Below are 17,011 nucleotides of genomic sequence, written 5' to 3' on the forward strand. Positions count from 1 at the left end.
TCACCTGCTAGAATGTGCGCACTGTTTTTTCGCGTTAACCCGTTTTTTTGTCATCCAGACAATCAAACCTGCGCATTTAAGGCAATGCTGAATGAAAATCAAAACTCGCTTCGCACCCAGCCCAACGGGCTATCTGCACGTAGGCGGTGCTCGTACTGCTCTTTACTCCTGGCTTTATGCTCGCCATAACAAAGGCGAATTCGTTCTGCGTATCGAAGATACCGATCTGGAGCGTTCCACACCGGAAGCCATTGAAGCCATCATGGATGGTATGAACTGGCTGAGCCTTAACTGGGATGAAGGTCCGTATTATCAGACCAAGCGTTTTGATCGCTACAACGCGGTGATCGACGACATGCTGGAAGCGGGCACGGCCTATAAATGCTACTGCAGCAAAGAACGTCTCGATGCGCTGCGTGAAGAGCAGATGGAAAAAGGCGAAAAACCGCGTTATGACGGTCGCTGCCGCGACAGCCATGAACATCACGCCGCTGATGAGCCGTGCGTGGTGCGCTTCCGCAACCCGCAGGACGGTTCTGTCATCTTTGACGATCAGATTCGTGGTCCGATTGAATTCAGCAATCAGGAACTGGATGACCTGATCATTCGCCGTACCGACGGTTCACCCACCTATAACTTCTGTGTGGTGGTGGATGACTGGGATATGGGCATCACTCACGTGATTCGTGGTGAAGACCATATCAACAACACGCCACGCCAGATCAATATTCTGAAAGCGATCGGTGCAGAAGTGCCAACCTACGCGCACGTATCAATGATCCTCGGCGATGACAGTAAGAAGTTGTCCAAACGTCATGGCGCTGTTGGCGTGATGCAGTATCGTGATGACGGTTATTTGCCGGAAGCGCTGCTCAACTATCTGGTACGTCTTGGCTGGTCACATGGCGATCAGGAAATTTTCAGCGTGCCGGAAATGGCAGAGCTGTTCACTCTGGATGCCGTGAGTAAGTCGGCCAGTGCTTTCAATACTGAAAAACTGCAGTGGCTGAATCATCACTACATTAATACGCTGCCGCCGGAGTACGTTGCTACGCAGCTGCAATGGCATATTGAACAGCAGAAGATTGATACCCGCACCGGTCCTGAGCTGGCAAAGCTGGTTACCTTGCTGGGCGAGCGTTGCAAAACCCTGGTAGAGATCGCGGCATCTTGTCGTTACTTCTATGAAGAGTTTGAAGCCTTTGATGCTGACGCGGCGAAGAAGCATCTGCGTCCGGTCGCGCGTCAGCCGCTGGAAGTGGTGCGCGACAAACTGGCTGCAATCAGCGACAGCAACTGGAAAGCAGAGAATGTGCATCATGCAATTCAGTCTGCGGCAGATGAGCTGGAGCTGGGGATGGGCAAAGTCGGTATGCCACTGCGTGTAGCGGTGACCGGTTCTGGTCAGTCACCGGCGCTGGATGTGACAGTGGAAGCGATTGGTCGCAGCCGCAGCGTTGCGCGAATCGAAAAAGCGCTGGCATTCATCGCGGAGCGCGAAGCAAACGCATAATATGAAAAAGCCGGAAGCATCTGCTTCCGGCTTATTTATTCTTCCTGAATCCCCAGACGTTCCAGTACGCCTCGAATTCCCTCCCGCAACAACAACGCCGCAAATTGCTCTTGCTCCGCTGCCGTCATTTGCTGGACAGAATTTATTAATAACGCAGGTAACGTATTTTGTTGTGCACCGTAATTAGCCGCCGGTTCGTTCGCGTGGCGGGTGGATTGAACAAAGCTCTTTACGCGCTCATCTATATGGATCAATCGCGCTTTACCGCCCTGAACACCGGGCTTTGGCGTGGTTGTCCAGTTTTCACGCTTGATCCATTTATTCACCGTTTGCCGACTGTAGCCCGTTTCCTGCGCGAGCTCCTCGGGGGTAAGCCATTCCTTTTTCACGATGCTGTCCCTGTTAAATACATTAGTTCTACATATTACAACAAAACGTAACGGGGAAAAGTAACCTGAACAGAAAATGCCTTCTGCTCTCCAACAAAAGGCAAAATTAGGTTATTGCGCCTGGCTCACTGCGGCTTGTTCCGGACGGAAAGCGATGAAATAGGTGAGGCCAACAAAAATTGCACCGCCCACGCCGTTACCGAGGAACACCGCGATCACGTTTGGCGCAAATTCCGCCCAGCTCATCTGCCCGGCAAAAATTGCTGCCGGAACAATAAACATGTTTGCGACGACGTGCTGGAAGCCAATCGCCACGAACGCCATCACCGGGAACCACATACCGAAAATTTTACCTACCACATCTTTACTGGCGAAGGCGAGCCACACCGCCAGACACACCAGCCAGTTGCAGCCCACGCCGGAAATAAAGGCGTGCAGGAAATCGGCATTCACTTTTGCGTGCGCAATCGCCACGGTTTTTTTCAGGTAATCGCCTTCGGTCATGCCCAGCATGTGACCAAAGAACCATGCAACCGCAACGCTGCCAATGAAATTGGCGAGGGTAACCCAAAACCAGTTACGCAGAACGCTGAAGCCACTGATGCGACGAGCGAACCAGGCGATGGGCATCGTCATCATATTGCCGGTCAGCAGCTCGCCGCCCGCCAGTACCGTCATGATCAACCCGACCGGGAACACCGCAGCGCCGAGCAGCACGCCGAATGAACCCCATTCAGCAGGCAGTTGGTTAATGACATGCAGATCGAGCAGGAAGCCAGTGGCGATAAACGCACCGGCCATAAAGCCAAGAATCAACAAGGTGGAGATAGGCAGGCGGCTTTTAGCCACGCCAGCTTGAATCGCCAGTTGGGCGATCTCTTTAGGTGTATGCAGCGACATAGTTCACTTTTCTTTTATGGATTAATGGGGACGTTGCTGGCCGGTCATTGAGAGAACACCCTGGTAGGATGACCGGTTAATTAGCGCGCTAAGTTTTACACGCACTTTTAACGAAAACAAGACTGCTTCTAACATCTTTAACCTAAAGTTAACGCAGGGTTGAGGTTGGAGTGGGGAAGCATTGCCGGATGGTGCATATAAATAGTCGCGAAGCGGGATGGCGTGTTGAAAAAAAAGCCATGCTGACGCGGGGTTGACGCCTTTTTCAGCGATCAAACACAGAACGAGAATTTGACGTTGACACTCAAGGGGCGGTTTCATATTATCCCGTCCGTCGAGTTTACTCGGCAGTTTTTCGGTTCGGGGGTATAGCTCAGCTGGGAGAGCGCTTGCATGGCATGCAAGAGGTCAGCGGTTCGATCCCGCTTATCTCCACCAAACCGCTCCCAACGGTTTGACCGAAAAATGATTTCCAGATGTGGGGGTATAGCTCAGCTGGGAGAGCGCTTGCATGGCATGCAAGAGGTCAGCGGTTCGATCCCGCTTATCTCCACCAAATCTCTGTTCTTTCTGAACACATTCAAAAAATCACCTTCTTAAACGCAACGCAGTAAATTGCGATTTTGTCGTTTGAAAGGCCGCCATTTTGGCGACCTCATCACTCACCACGCAAATTATCCTCAGGCCGAAACCGCCTGCGGCTGCCATTGCAGCACCCGGAAACCGTGCGTGCCATCGCGATCCAGCTGCGCCACCAAACCGTATTCCCAGTCCAGATACGCCTGCATCACGCCCGCTTCAATATCGGTGCCTTCATACGGGCGGCGATAGCGATCAATGGCCGGGGACAGCAGTTGCTGCTCTCCTTGCTCCGTCGGCAAACCCGCTTCGCGCCAGGCAGCGTTACCGCCCTCCAGCACAAACACCGGCTTGTCGGTCATCTCAGCCACTTGTTGCACCGCATAACCCGCTAGCAGGCTGCTGCCGCAGGTCAGAACATAGCGACGTGCCTCCGGCAACAACGCTTTGCCTTGCTGCTGCAGGGTAGAGCGCAGCAACCAGGCCGCGCCCGGAATATGGCTGTTGAGATGGTTCGCGCGCGTGGTGAAATCCAGTACCTGCGTTTGTCCTTCCTGCAGCCATTCCGCTAACTGCTGCGGTGAGATGAATTCGGGTTGAGCGACGGGCGGCACCTGCGCTTTCCAGTTACCGCGTTCACTGAAATCACTGGCCTGCAGCTCCTCCAGCACCGAAACCTGCCAGCCAAGCTGCGCCAGCCAGGATGCGGTCATATTGGCGCGCACGCCGTCATCATCAATCAGCACAATGCGCGCACCGCGCACGCTGGCGTAATGATCGGTCTCCTGCACCAGTTGACCTCCCGGCACATGGCGGCTGCCAGGCAGATGCCCGGCGGCGTATTCGTCGGCACCACGCACATCAAACAGATAAGTGGTGCGCGTCTCCTGCTGCCAGCGTTTCAGCGTGGCGAGTGGGATACGTTCCACACCGGCGCGATCGGCGATGATGCGCGCATTGTTCGCCGCCTGACGCTGTGCGGTTTCGCTGGCCTCACCATAGCGGCGCGACTGACCTATATCCAGTGCATGCCCGGCCAGCGTCCAGCCGATGGTACCATTACGCAGTGCGAACACCGGATTGCGAATCCCGGCGTTCACCAGCGATTGCGTACCAATGATACTGCGCGTGCGGCCGGCGCAGTTCACTATCACCGTGGTCTCCGGCGATGGCGCGATGTCACGCACGCGCAGCACCAGTTCACCGCCCGGCACGCTGGTGGCGCCTGGAATACTCATGGTTTGATATTCATCGAAACGACGCGCATCGAGCACTACCACGTTAGCATCGCTGTTAATCAGCTGATGCACCTCGTCCGCAGATAAAGAAGGTGTGTGATTGTGATGCTCAACCAGTTCGCCAAACGCTTTGCTGGGTGAATTCACGTCGATAAACAGTTCGCCGCCCGCCGCTTGCCAGCCGGCCAAATCATCTGCCAGCAGCGCGACATTGCTGTAACCCAGCGCGGCAATCCGTTCGGCAGCGGTTTGCGCCAGGCCTTCGTTACCGTCATACAGCGTGATCGCGGTGGTGCGCTGCGGAATGCGGTCCAGCAGCTCAAGCTCCAGTTTTGACAGTGGAATATTCACCGCAAACAACGGATGCGCGGTGGCAAACAGCGCTTCATCGCGCACATCGACAATCGCCACTTCCTGCTGCTGACGCAGGGCCTCAATAATTTCCGCCGCCTGGCGTAAAGGGAAAACCGGTTTAGTCATGTGAAAGGTCCCAAATGTTCGGTAAGTAACGGTTGCTGTAACCGGAGATAAACGTTTTTTCACTGCCGTCTTCGCGGTAGACCGCGCGTTTGACCGCGCCAATGTTGGCGCCATAAACGTGAATGCTGATGGAGACGCGGTCGTCATAGGCGTTGCTGACGCGATGAATATCGCCTACCGTCGGCGACACCGCTTCAACGCGGCCGGGATCGAGTCGGACTGGCGCGCCTTCCGGCTGCAATCCGTTTGGCCCCGGCTGCCAGGATTGTGAAATCTCTGCGCCGCGCAGCATGCCAATCAGTCCCCATACGCGATGGTCGTGAATCGGCGTTTGCTGGCCTGGCCCCCAGACGAAACTCACCACCGAAAAGCGTTGCTGCGCATCGGCATACAACAAATATTGTTGATAGTGTTCGGGATGAGGTTGGGTAAAGGCGTCGTCCAGCCAGTCGTCGTGGCGAATCAACTCGCCAAGCCACGTGCTGCCACGCTGCAACACCGTGGCCTCCTCCGGCTGTGCATCCAGCAAGTTGGCAAGATTGGTGACAAAATCACGCAGGCGCTGGTGCTGATACTGGCTCATAAGCTTCAGACGCTCCTTTTATCGGCGGCTGAGAGCGCATCGACTTTCTCGCGCGTCAGCGGAATCAGCTCGCGACCATATTCCACCGCATCGTTAAGCGGATCGAAGCCGCGAATCAGCACGCTATGAATGCCAAGGCGATAATATTCCAGCAGTGCATCGGAAACTTGCTCCGGCGTTCCCACCAGCGCAGTGGAGTTGTAGCCGCCCTGAACCAGTTTTGCGACGCCGGTCCACAGCACTTTATCCAGACGATCGCCTTCATTGGCGGCGGCGAGTAAACGCTGCGCGCCAACGCTCTGCGGCTTCGCCTTACCAAAGGCAAAGCCACTTTCGTTAAGCTGTTTTTCGGCCGTGGCGCGGATGTGCTCCGCACGTTCCCAGGCTTCTTTTTCAGTAGTGCCAAGAATCGGCCGGAACGAAATGTTGAAGTTAATTTCCCGGCCCTGTCTGGCGGCAGCGGCACGCAAGTTGCGTACCGTCTCTTCCGCGCCTTTCAGCGGCTCGCCCCACAGCGCAAACACATCGGCATGGCGTGCTGCAACATCAATCGCCTCCTGCGACGAGCCGCCAAAATAGATGGGCAGTTTATTCTGCAGCGGTTTGATGGCTGAGAACGCCTGCTCGGCCTGATAAAACCGGCCTTGATGATCGTACGGCTGCGCGGATTCGAGACTCTGCTTCAATACGGTGAGGAACTCATCGCTACGCGCATAGCGCTCGGCTTTATTGAGGAAGTCACCGTCGCGGCGCTGCTCGGCATCGCTGCCGCCGCTGATGATGTGCACCGCTAAGCGACCGTCGGTGAGGTGATCAAGCGAAGCCAGTTTGCGCGCCGCTAGCGTCGGCGAGACAAAGCCGGGACGATGCGCCAGCAAAAATTTCAGCGTCGAGGTGTGCGCCGCCGCGTGCGCGGTGACCAGAAAACCATCCGGCTGATCCGACCAATAGCCCACCAGAATGCGATCAAAACCGGCGTCTTCATGCGCCCGCGCAAAACGCGCAATGTACTCTTTATCGAACAGCGGGCCGCTAGCCGGAATGATTTCGGAAGCGAGGCGGTGGCCAATCATGCCAAGGAATTGAATGCTCATGCGGTTCTCCTGAAGTGACGTCATGGAGAAAAACTACGGGCGCAGGCGGTGTGAACGGAAATTCAATATTGTGCAAAGGTTTTGCGTTTAACAGTGAAGCGGGTAATAGCGGGGGAAAAGCGGAAGCGACGCGGATTAGAACCGATTGAAATAATTAAGAAGAGAAGGGCGAGCCGCAGCTCGCCCCATATATCAGAAGGCCAATACCAGACCAGCGATAGCGGCTGACAGCACGCTCACCAGCGTTGAGCCGTACAGCAGTTTCAGGCCGAAGCGTGAAACCACGTTACCTTGCTCTTCGTGCAGACCTTTAATCGCGCCCGCCACAATCCCGATTGAGGAGAAGTTAGCAAAGGAGACCAGGAACACCGAGAGAATACCTTCCGAGTGTGGCGACAGCTGACCGGCGATTTTCTGCAGATCCATCATTGCCACGAATTCGTTGGAAACCAGTTTGGTGGCCATGATGCTGCCCACCTGCAGCGCTTCGTGTGAAGGAACACCCATCACCCATGCAAATGGATAGAACACATAACCCAGCACGCCCTGGAAGCTGATGCCGAAAATCAGGTCGAACAGCGCGTTCAGACCGGTAATCAAGGCGATAAAACCAATCAGCATTGCGGCAACAATCATCGCAACTTTAAAACCGGCGAGGATGTATTCGCCCAGCATTTCGAAGAAGCTCTGGCCTTTATGCAGGTCCTGCAGTTGCAGATCTTCTTCGCTATCCACGCGGTAAGGGTTTATCAGCGACAGCACAATAAAGGTGCTGAACATGTTCAATACCAGCGCGGCCACCACATATTTTGGCTGCAGCATGGTCATGTAGGCGCCGACAATTGACATCGAAACCGTCGACATGGCAGTCGCTGCCATGGTGTACATACGGCGCTGTGACATTTTGCCAAGGATATCTTTATAGGCGATGAAGTTTTCTGACTGTCCCAAAATCAGAGAGCTCACGGCGTTAAAGGATTCCAGTTTGCCCATACCGTTTACTTTGGACAGCACGGTACCAATGCCGCGAATCACCCACGGCAAGATGCGGAAATGCTGCAAAATACCGATTAACGCAGAGATGAAAATGATGGGGCAAAGCACGTTGAGGAAGAAGAAAGCGAGACCTTTTTCGCTCATATTGCCAAACACGAAGTTGGTGCCTTCGGCGGCATATTTGAGCAGATGATCAAAGAATCCTGCGAAGCCCTGCACAAAGCCGAGACCGACGGAGGAGTTCAGGAAGAACCAGGCCAGCAGAATTTCGATTACCAGAAGTTGAACGATATAACGAAGACGGATGCTTTTGCGATCGTGGCTGACCAGCAAGGCCAGCACCGCTACCACCACTAGTGCTAAAAGAAAATGCAAAACATGGGACATGTCGGCTCCAAATTTGAGGAGGGTTGTATTTTGTTGCGTATTCTATGTAACGCGTTACTTAAAAACGAGATCAAAACCACATTATAAGTATTCGCTATCGCGTTTTTTCTCAGATAAGTCTGACCGCTCACAACCCTATTACAAATTCATCACAAGAAATATCCACAAAAACATTGTCTATAAAATAACCCAAGAGTAGAGTCTTTTGCGTTGCACTTGTTTTTAGCAAGAACTGACTTTACCGCAATGTATAGCAATGGCTATACTTTATAGCACCATCTATTACTACAATAACTATAACCAAATTTCATCTGCCTTGAATGACCCTTAATCTGGACAGGTCAACAAGCATTAGGACAGGGTAAAACTATGCTAGAAAGCCGCACCGCCGAGCGCGCCGCTCGCGGAGCCAGAAAGATCAAACTCGCGCTGCTGGGCCCCGCCTTTATTGCGGCGATTGGCTACATCGATCCCGGCAACTTCGCGACCAACATTCAGGCCGGCGCCGCCTACGGCTACAAGCTGTTATGGGTGGTGGTGTGGGCCAACGTCATGGCGATGCTGATCCAGCTGATGTCCGCCAAGCTGGGCATTGCTACTGGCAAAAATCTTGCAGAACACATCCGCGATCGCTTCCCGCGTCCGGCGGTGTGGTTCTATTGGGTGCAGGCGGAAATCATCGCCATGGCCACCGATCTCGCTGAATTTATCGGCGCGGCGCTCGGCTTCAAGCTATTACTTGGCATTTCCCTGCTGCAGGGTGCGGTGTTAACCGGTATCGCGACCTACCTGATTCTGATGCTGCAAAGTCGCGGGCAGAAGCCGCTGGAACTGGTGATTGGCGGTCTGCTGTTGTTTGTAGCGGCGGCTTATATTGTGGAGCTGTTTTTCTCCCAGCCTAAAGTGAGTGAGCTGGTGGTTGGCATGGCGCTGCCATCGCTGCCAACATCGGATGCGGTATTCCTCGCTGCTGGTGTGTTAGGCGCCACCATTATGCCGCACGTGATTTATCTGCACTCGGCGCTGACGCAGCACGGCAATAAAGGCAGCAAGGCGCAACGTTACAGTTCAACCAAGCTGGATGTGGCTATCGCCATGACCATCGCTGGCTTTGTGAATCTGGCGATGATGGCCACCGCCGCTGCGGCATTTCACTTTAGCGGTCACTCCAGCATCGTCGATCTCGATCAGGCATACCTAACGCTGCAACCGCTGTTGGGTGAAGCGGCAGCGATTGTGTTCGGTTTGAGTCTGGTGGCTGCTGGTCTCTCCTCAACCGTGGTTGGCACGCTGGCGGGACAAGTGGTGATGCAGGGCTTTATCCGTTTCCACATTCCGCTGTGGTTCCGCCGCACTATCACCATGTTGCCCTCTTTTATAGTAATTTGGGCGGGCTGGGATCCCACGCGCATTCTGGTAATGAGTCAGGTGCTGTTGAGTTTCGGTATCGCGCTGGCGCTGATTCCGCTGCTCTCCTTTACCGGCAACCGCGAATTGATGGGCGATGAGATGGTGAACTCACGCCTGATGCAAAATGCCGGGCGGCTGATTGTGGTGCTGGTGATCGCCCTCAATCTCTATTTGCTGGTCGGCGAAGCGCTCGGTTGGTAACTGCCAGAGAAAAGAAAAATCCCGCCATTGTGCGGGATTTTTTGTTTAGTGATGATGGTGATCGTGGTGACCTCGACGATCATCATGGCGATGATCGTGGCGGTGATGTTCACGACGTTCACGCTCATGCCAGCGGCGTTCGCGCTCACGTTCATAGGCGCGATGACGTTTCCACTCTTCGTGACGCCACCAGCGATGATCGTTGTACTGATAACGATCGTTCCACCAGCGCGGCTCGCGCCAGCGCCCCCCGTCCCAGTAATTACCGTGACGATCGCGATCGCCGAGATGCAGCGTAACGCCCGGACCCAAATTGATGGTGGCGCTGTCGGCTTGTGCTGTGCTGATAGCCAATGGGGATAAGGTTGCCAGCAAGGCGGCAAACAAAATGGCACGTTTCATAACTTCTCCTTTTCAGTAGCTTATAACTGCCACCGTTGCGCTAGTTTGCCACATCGGACCAGGGAAGCCTTGAGAATCCGTCTGAAAACGCTGAGGGAAATCTGAAATGAGAATTTTCTGCTGCGGAAAACGCCCGACCAATGCCGGGCGGGTAAACGTTTACACTAAGATATTGTGGATGGCGTCGATCTCATCCTGGCTTAGTTTCGGCTGGCTCAACATCTCAACCGCATCATCAATTTGCGTGGTTTTACTGGCGCCAATCAGCACCGAGGTAACACGCGCATCGCGCAGCACCCAGCTCAGCGCCATCTGCGCCAGCTTCTGGCCGCGCTGTTGGGCAATCGCCTGCAGCTGACGCACTTTTTCCATCTTCTCTTGCGTCAGCTGGTTTTCATTCAGGAACTTACTGCCGCTGGCGATGCGCGAGTCTTGTGGAATACCCTGCAAATAGCGGTCGGTTAACACGCCACCCGCCAGCGGCGAGAAGGCGATGCAACCAACGCCGTTGTCGCCCAGCACATCCAGTAAACCCTGCTCAGGCGTACGTTCAAACATCGAATAACGCGGCTGGTGGATCAGGCAAGGCGTGCCGAGGTCGCGCAGAATCGCAATCGCTTCGGCGGCTTTGTCTGCCGGATAGTTGGAGATGGCGGCATACAGCGCTTTGCCCTGACGCACCACCTGATCCAGCGCACGCATGGTCTCTTCCAGCGGCGTTTCGGGATCGGGGCGGTGATGATAGAAGATATCAACGTACTCCAATCCCATGCGCTTCAGGCTTTGATCGAGACTGGAAATCAGATACTTGCGCGAACCCCAATCGCCGTATGGGCCGTCCCACATGGTGTAACCGGCTTTAGTTGAAATCACCAGCTCGTCGCGCAGTCCCTGAAAATCCTCGCGCAGAATGCGACCAAAGTTGGATTCCGCCGATCCCGGCGGCGGGCCGTAATTATTGGCGAGATCGAAATGGGTAATGCCGCGATCAAAGGCATGGCGCAGCAGTTCACGGCTGTTATCGACGCGCGTACTGTCGCCAAAGTTATGCCACAAACCCAGTGAAATCGCCGGTAACTTCAGGCCGCTACGGCCACTGCGGCGGTATTGCATCTGTTGATAACGTTCGGGATGGGGAAAAGCACTCATGCAGCGTTCCTGTCTCATAGGGGAGAAAGTGACATCAGCATATCAGTGTATGCGTTTACACTAAGGCGAAACGCGCCGAAGATCGCAACTTACAGAATTATCTGTCGTCGTAACGAATGCTTGCCACAAATCACCACGCCACGATGATGAATATCTCGCCAATTCAGCCACATCGCTAATACTCGTGATTATCCCCTTAACAAGGAGCTGTCGATGAAAAACCCGAACGTTGGCGATTATTTACTGCACCGATTACAGCAAGCTGGCATCCGTCATCTGTTCGGCGTGCCCGGCGATTACAACCTGCAATTTCTCGACAGCGTGATTGCGCATCCCGACATTGCCTGGGTTGGCTGTGCCAATGAACTGAATGCGGCGTATGCGGCGGATGGTTACGGGCGCTGCAACGGTGCGGCGGCACTGCTGACCACCTTTGGCGTCGGCGAGCTCAGCGCTATCAACGGCATTGCCGGCAGCTATGCCGAATATGTGCCGGTGATTCATATCGTTGGCGCGCCCGCCAGTCAGGCGCAACAGCAGGGCGATTGTGTGCACCATTCGCTGGGCGACGGCGATTTTGGTCACTTCCTGCGTATGGCGCAGGAAGTGAGTGTGGCATCGGCGGTGCTGACGGCGGAAAACGCAGTGACTGAGATTGATCGCGTTATCAGCGAGGCGCTAACGCAACATCGTCCCGGCTATTTATTGCTGGCGGTGGATGTGGCGGCGGCTGAGATTTCGCTATCAGAGGAAAAAGCCACAGCCGCAGATAACCATCAGCAGGTTGCCGTGGCCTTTGCCGATGCGGCAGAACGCTTGCTGGCACCGGCGCAGCGCGTGGCGCTGTTGGCCGATTTCCTGGCCTCACGCTGGCAGTTGCAGCCGCAGCTTGAGGCGTTGCGCCAGCTGCGTGCGATTCCTGCCGCCACCTTGTTGATGGGCAAGGGCGTGCTGAACGAGCAGCAGCCGGGCTTCGTCGGTACGTATGCCGCGCAAGGCAGCAGCGATGCGGTGCGTCAGGCCATCGAAGATACCGACGTTACGATTTGCGTCGGCGTGCGGTTTACCGACACCTTAACCGCTGGCTTCACACAAAATCTGCCCGCCGAGCGCGTGATCGATCTGCAGCCGTTTCAGGCCACGGTCGCTGGCGAGGTGTTTGCGCCGTTGAGCATGCAGCAGGCGCTGGCGGCGCTGACGCCGATTTATCAGCGTCACTGCGCGCACTGGCGGCTGGCAGATGCGCCTGAGTGCGAGGAAGGTGAGCAAATTGCTGCGGCGGTAATCAGTCAGCAGGCATTCTGGCAGGCGATGCAGCGCTTCCTGCAACCCGGTGATATTATCCTTGCCGATCAAGGCACTGCGGCCTTTGGCGCGGCGGCGCTGCGTTTACCGCAGGATGCACAACTGTTGGTGCAACCGCTGTGGGGATCGATTGGCTATACTTTACCCGCCACTTTTGGTGCGCAAACCGCGCAGCCAGATCGGCGGGTCATCCTGATCATTGGCGATGGCTCTGCGCAGCTGACGATACAGGAGTTAGGTTCGATGCTGCGCGACGGCCAGCAGCCGATTATCTTCTTGATTAATAATGAGGGTTATACCGTTGAGCGCGCGATTCACGGTGCTGAGCAACGTTACAATGATATCGCGCAATGGAACTGGACCGCGCTACCGCAGGCGCTGAGCCAGCAGTGTGCGGCGCAAAGCTGGCGCGTCAGCGAAACGGTGCAACTCGACGCGGTGATGGAACAATTAATGCGGAATCGACGTCTGTCGCTGGTGGAAGTGGTGATGGACAAACAGGACTTGCCGCCGCTGCTGCGTAAGGTCACCGCCGCATTGCATCAGCGTAATAGTGGCTAAATTTCGGAAAGTTGCCGCTGGGAAGTCGGGCAGGTGATCGGTAGGCTGTGCAGCATCTTTGAATGGATTACGCCCATCGTGCAGGTGGGCGTTGTTGTTTTATTGGCAGGCTTTTATAGTGTCCTGCAATTGTTTATGACCCAAGCGGAGCAGCAGAAGAATGACAACATACGCCCTGGTCGGCGATGTGGGCGGTACCAATGCCCGTCTCGCATTGTGTGAGGTAGAAAACGGCGCTATCTCGCAAGCCCAAACTTTCTCAACATCAGACTACGACAATCTCGAAGCGGTGATTCGCCACTATCTGGACGAGCAAAAACAGGACATTAAGCACGCCTGTATCGCCATTGCCTGTCCGATTACCGGCGATTGGGTGGAGATGACCAACCACGATTGGGCGTTCTCGACCAAAGTGATGAAAGAGCATCTGGCGCTGGAAAGCCTGGAAATCATTAATGATTTCACCGCCGTTTCCATGGCGATTCCGATGCTGAGCGAACAGGAAGTGATTCAGTTCGGCGGTAGAGCGCCGGTTGAAGGCAAGCCTATCGCGATTTATGGTGCGGGCACCGGCCTTGGCGTCAGCCATTTGGTGCACGTGGATAAGCGCTGGATCAGCTTGCCGGGCGAGGGCGGTCACGTCGACTTCGCGCCAAATAGCGAAGAAGAGGGTGAAATTCTCGAAGTGCTGCGCGCGGAGATTGGCCACGTTTCAGCGGAACGCGTGCTGTCCGGTGCCGGTTTGGTCAATCTGTATCGCGCCATCGTGAAGTCTGATGAGCGTGAGCCAGAAAACCTCAAGCCTAAAGATGTTACCGAACGCGCATTAAAAGATACCTGCATTGATTGCCGTCGCGCGCTGTCGCTGTTCTGCGTGATTATGGGCCGTTTTGGCGGCAACCTGGCGCTGAATCTGGGCACCTTCGGCGGCGTTTATATCGCGGGCGGTATTGTGCCGCGCTTCCTCGATTTCTTTAAAGCCTCCGGTTTCCGCGCGGCATTTGAAGATAAAGGTCGCTTCCGCGATTACCTGGTCGATATTCCGGTATATATGATCACTCACGATCAGCCGGGCTTACTCGGCGCCGGTGCGCACCTGCGTCAGGTGTTGGGCCGCGAGCTGTAAACACGCAGGCGAGCGGCATCCGCCGTTCGCCTTATAATCTCATCAACTGCCGAAAGGCTTTCACCTTGCTGCGACTCACCGGCACCTGCGCATCCAAATCACGCAACTTCACCAAATAGGTATTGTTAAACCATGGCTCGATTTCACGAATCTTGCTCAGGTTGACGCAGTAAGAGCGATGGCAGCGGAAGAACTGCTGTTCCGGTAAACGGCTGCAAAACTCACTGATCACCATCGACATCACATAGGCTTCGCGCCGCGTATACACAAACGTCAACTTCTCGTGCGCCTCAACGTAATAGATCTCGTTGACATCGGTGACGATAATGCGTTCATCTTTCACCAGATTGACGGTTTGTTGCGAGTTGACCGCTGCGTTTTGTGGTTGCAACTGCTGTTGCGCGCTGGCTTCCAGTTTTTGCAACATGGTCATGATGCGCGACTCATGATACGGCTTGAGAATGTAGTCAAACGCGTCCAGCTCAAACGCTTCAACCGCATGCTCTTTCCACGCGGTGATAAACACAATCAGCGGTTTGTGGGCAAACTGATTGATGTTTTGCGCCAGCAGCATGCCATCGAGCGAAGGAATGTTGATATCGAGGAAAATCACATCTACCCGATGGTTCTGCAGATATTTCAGCACTTCCAGCCCATCATCAAAGCAGGCCTCAACGCTGATTTGGCTGTGTTGCTGAATCATCCAGCTTAACTCTTGCTGGGCGAGAAACTCGTCTTCAACGATGATGGCTTTCACGTGGCGGTTTCCGTGGTGGGGCGCAGCGGGGCAGGCAGCCGCTGGCCATTCTTGCTAAGCGTAAAGGCGATTTCCGTGCCGGGATGATGGCGGGTGATGACCAAACCCTGGCCGGAGAGCAGCTTAACGCGATGATGCACATTCAGCAGACCAATTTTGTTGCCGGGCATCTCGTTTCGCGCCACGCGGCTCATCACATCATCGCTGATGCCATCACCGGTATCGCGCACCGCAACGCGCACCCGATCGCCTAAATCCTTCACGCTCAGCGTCACTACGCCTTTGCCGCGGCAAGGCTGAATGCCGTGCACAATCGCGTTCTCTACCAGCGGCTGAATCAGCAGGCTGGGCAGCGTGAAGTGCAGATCTTCATCCACGTCATAAATCATCGACAGCTTATCGCCGAAACGCGCCTGCTCAATCGCGATGTAATCCTTCACCTGCCACAACTCTTTCTTGATATCGATAAGCTCGTCATCGTTGAGTTCGAGGTTGTAACGCAGATAACGCGAAAGATTGATCACCAACTGGCGCGCGGTGTCCGGATTAAGGCGAATCGAAGAGGAAATAGCATTCAGGGCGTTAAACAGGAAATGCGGGTTAATTTTGCTCTGCAGTGCGCGCAATTCTGCCTTGTTCGCCATCTCGCGCAGCTGTTCAGCCCGCGAGACTTCCAGCTGGGTGGAGATGATTTGCGACAGTCCAATCGCCATCTCTTTCAGCGACCCGGTGATGCGATGCGCACGGCGATAATAGATTTTTAGCGTGCCGGTGACTTCCCCTTTTTCCCAAAGGGGAATAACCAGCATCGAGTGAATATCTTTGGTGCGATGCGCCTCGTCGTTGTTTTTAATAATGATTTTACCGCTAGCGATTGCCTGCGCGGTGGTCGGGCTGATGGCATCATCGCCGTTGTGATAGTTCTGCTCGCCGTAGCCGACGTAAGCGAGAATCTGTTTGTTATTGGTGATGGCGACTGCATCGGCGTGAATGTCGGTGCGGATGATATCGCACACTTTATGCAGCGACTGGCTATCAACCTGGCGAAACAGCGGCAATGTTTTGTTGGCGATCTCCAGTGCCAGCTTGGCCTGACGCGCCGCAATCGCCTCTTTTTCACCTTCGACGCTCTGCACCAGCAGCACGATTAAACCGATGCTCGATGCGCCCAAAATCATCGGCAGCGCAATCTCGGACACAATCGCCAGTCCCAGCGTCATTGGCTTGGCCCACAGCACAATCAGCAGCATGGTCAGGCTTTCGCACAACATGCCGCCAAGAATACCGGCGCGCCAGCGCTGCTCTTTATTCACCCGGCGATTAATCACGCCCGAAGCGATGCCAGCAATGATGCTGGTGATCAGGCAAGGCACCGCCGTGACGCCATCCATATCAATTAGATAGCGATGCAAACCGGCAATCACGCCGGTGGCGATGCCTACCCACGGACCAAACAGAATGCCGCCGGACATCACCGCAATCACGCGCACATTGAGCAGCGAGCCGTCGACGTTAATGCCTGACCAGGTGCTGAACAGCGCAAACAGCGAGAATATTGCCGTCACCACCAGTTTTTCGCGCACCGAATGCTCATCTTTTTGCAACAGCTGACGAAACACCCGCGTGCGCGTGAGGAAGAACAGACAGATCAGCATCAGCGCCGCGCGGTCAAAAACCGCCAGCAGCATGTCGAAGTGGGAAGGCAAGGGCATCTCTCAGGCAAGAAACGGGAGGCTATGATAAAAAATGTGGTCACGATCCGCCAGCGCCACGGCAATCTGCAGACCTTTCTCGTAGCCGGGATCAATTTTGAGCATGCCTGGTCGCCATAAATAGCGACATCCGCCAAAAGAGGAAAACTTGAGTAACAAAAAGAGGATTAGCGAAAGCGTGCGCCGACCGCTGGTTGTCAATACGCCGGTTTGCTATGTTGCCGGATAA

At 54.9% G+C, this 17,011-nt stretch carries 14 protein-coding genes and 2 tRNA genes; 6 read left to right on the top strand and 10 right to left on the bottom strand.

Features of this window, described 5'->3' with window-relative positions:
- Positions 1–91 precede the first annotated feature (91 nt).
- Entirely contained in the window at positions 92–1,513 is a 1,422-nt protein-coding gene (gltX, locus tag Q3H59_RS05975; RefSeq protein WP_309833773.1) for a glutamate--tRNA ligase, read from the top strand.
- A 35-nt stretch (positions 1,514–1,548) separates the two neighbouring features.
- Here the strand turns inward: gltX and Q3H59_RS05980 are convergent, their stop codons facing one another.
- Complete coding sequence (locus Q3H59_RS05980; RefSeq protein ID WP_110866524.1) at positions 1,549–1,902, bottom strand: YfeC-like transcriptional regulator; 354 nt, start codon at positions 1,900–1,902, stop codon at positions 1,549–1,551.
- A 111-nt stretch (positions 1,903–2,013) separates the two neighbouring features.
- Positions 2,014–2,802 (bottom strand): formate/nitrite transporter family protein, encoded by a 789-nt coding sequence (locus tag Q3H59_RS05985; protein ID WP_222184561.1) that lies wholly within the window; start codon positions 2,800–2,802, stop codon positions 2,014–2,016.
- A 362-nt stretch (positions 2,803–3,164) separates the two neighbouring features.
- On the opposite strand from Q3H59_RS05985, the gene Q3H59_RS05990 reads away from it, so the two are divergent.
- Both Q3H59_RS05990 and Q3H59_RS05995 read left to right on the top strand, forming a co-directional pair.
- Positions 3,165–3,240: transfer RNA gene (locus Q3H59_RS05990), tRNA-Ala, on the top strand.
- A gap of 42 nt (positions 3,241–3,282) precedes the next feature.
- Positions 3,283–3,358: transfer RNA gene (locus Q3H59_RS05995), tRNA-Ala, on the top strand.
- 124 nt (positions 3,359–3,482) lie between these two features.
- Here Q3H59_RS05995 and Q3H59_RS06000 read toward each other — a convergent pair.
- From Q3H59_RS06000 to Q3H59_RS06015, 4 genes are all read right to left on the bottom strand, one after another.
- Positions 3,483–5,099, bottom strand: a complete 1,617-nt coding sequence (locus Q3H59_RS06000; RefSeq protein WP_309833779.1) for a rhodanese homology domain-containing protein — start codon at positions 5,097–5,099, stop codon at positions 3,483–3,485.
- Positions 5,092–5,682: a cysteine dioxygenase gene (locus tag Q3H59_RS06005; RefSeq protein ID WP_192411429.1), complete on the bottom strand. Its 591-nt coding sequence runs from the start codon at positions 5,680–5,682 to the stop codon at positions 5,092–5,094. The genes Q3H59_RS06000 and Q3H59_RS06005 overlap by 8 nt, the downstream gene beginning before the upstream one ends.
- 5 nt (positions 5,683–5,687) lie before the next feature.
- On the bottom strand, positions 5,688–6,776 hold the full coding sequence (locus Q3H59_RS06010) for an LLM class flavin-dependent oxidoreductase (RefSeq protein WP_309833782.1): 1,089 nt from the start codon (positions 6,774–6,776) through the stop codon (positions 5,688–5,690).
- 192 nt (positions 6,777–6,968) lie between these two features.
- Complete coding sequence (locus Q3H59_RS06015) at positions 6,969–8,159, bottom strand: NupC/NupG family nucleoside CNT transporter (RefSeq protein ID WP_309833783.1); 1,191 nt, start codon at positions 8,157–8,159, stop codon at positions 6,969–6,971.
- A 369-nt stretch (positions 8,160–8,528) separates the two neighbouring features.
- Here Q3H59_RS06015 and Q3H59_RS06020 point away from each other — a divergent pair, with 369 nt between their 5' ends.
- On the top strand, positions 8,529–9,770 hold the full coding sequence (locus tag Q3H59_RS06020) for an Nramp family divalent metal transporter (RefSeq protein ID WP_008101352.1): 1,242 nt from the start codon (positions 8,529–8,531) through the stop codon (positions 9,768–9,770).
- Between the two features lie 45 nt (positions 9,771–9,815).
- Here the strand turns inward: Q3H59_RS06020 and Q3H59_RS06025 are convergent, their stop codons facing one another.
- Together Q3H59_RS06025 and mgrA are read right to left on the bottom strand one after the other, a co-directional pair.
- Entirely contained in the window at positions 9,816–10,172 is a 357-nt protein-coding gene (locus tag Q3H59_RS06025) for a DUF2502 domain-containing protein (RefSeq protein WP_101763592.1), read from the bottom strand.
- A 159-nt stretch (positions 10,173–10,331) separates the two neighbouring features.
- Positions 10,332–11,321, bottom strand: coding sequence for an L-glyceraldehyde 3-phosphate reductase (gene mgrA / locus Q3H59_RS06030; RefSeq protein ID WP_309833786.1), 990 nt, complete (start codon positions 11,319–11,321; stop codon positions 10,332–10,334).
- A gap of 213 nt (positions 11,322–11,534) precedes the next feature.
- Here mgrA and Q3H59_RS06035 point away from each other — a divergent pair, with 213 nt between their 5' ends.
- Complete coding sequence (locus Q3H59_RS06035) at positions 11,535–13,187, top strand: thiamine pyrophosphate-binding protein (RefSeq protein ID WP_309833789.1); 1,653 nt, start codon at positions 11,535–11,537, stop codon at positions 13,185–13,187.
- 160 nt (positions 13,188–13,347) lie between these two features.
- Positions 13,348–14,313, top strand: coding sequence for a glucokinase (gene glk / locus Q3H59_RS06040; RefSeq protein WP_101763595.1), 966 nt, complete (start codon positions 13,348–13,350; stop codon positions 14,311–14,313).
- 31 nt (positions 14,314–14,344) lie between these two features.
- On the opposite strand, the gene Q3H59_RS06045 is transcribed toward glk, so the two are convergent.
- On the bottom strand, positions 14,345–15,070 hold the full coding sequence (locus tag Q3H59_RS06045) for a LytTR family DNA-binding domain-containing protein (RefSeq protein ID WP_309833791.1): 726 nt from the start codon (positions 15,068–15,070) through the stop codon (positions 14,345–14,347).
- Complete coding sequence (locus Q3H59_RS06050) at positions 15,067–16,758, bottom strand: sensor histidine kinase (RefSeq protein ID WP_110866529.1); 1,692 nt, start codon at positions 16,756–16,758, stop codon at positions 15,067–15,069. Before Q3H59_RS06050 ends, Q3H59_RS06045 begins: the two co-directional genes overlap by 4 nt.
- Positions 16,759–17,011 lie beyond the last annotated feature (253 nt).

Source organism: Pantoea sp. SORGH_AS_0659, from assembly GCF_031453915.1.
Taxonomy (GTDB): Bacteria; Pseudomonadota; Gammaproteobacteria; order Enterobacterales; family Enterobacteriaceae; genus Pantoea; species Pantoea leporis.